Source organism: Citrobacter sp. wls708, from assembly GCF_005281255.1.
Taxonomy (GTDB): domain Bacteria; phylum Pseudomonadota; class Gammaproteobacteria; order Enterobacterales; family Enterobacteriaceae; genus Citrobacter; species Citrobacter werkmanii.
Window position 1 is genome coordinate 1 of the sequence record NZ_SZXE01000028.1, and the last position, 308, is coordinate 308.

1 rRNA gene is annotated in these 308 nt (G+C 55.5%); it reads left to right on the plus strand.

Annotated elements, in window-relative coordinates:
• Positions 1–308 (plus strand): 16S ribosomal RNA (locus FDW97_RS17840); the annotation flags it as partial.

Sequence of the window (308 nt, forward strand, 5' to 3'; positions counted from 1 at the left end):
GAAATGCGTAGAGATCTGGAGGAATACCGGTGGCGAAGGCGGCCCCCTGGACAAAGACTGACGCTCAGGTGCGAAAGCGTGGGGAGCAAACAGGATTAGATACCCTGGTAGTCCACGCCGTAAACGATGTCGACTTGGAGGTTGTGCCCTTGAGGCGTGGCTTCCGGAGCTAACGCGTTAAGTCGACCGCCTGGGGAGTACGGCCGCAAGGTTAAAACTCAAATGAATTGACGGGGGCCCGCACAAGCGGTGGAGCATGTGGTTTAATTCGATGCAACGCGAAGAACCTTACCTACTCTTGACATCCA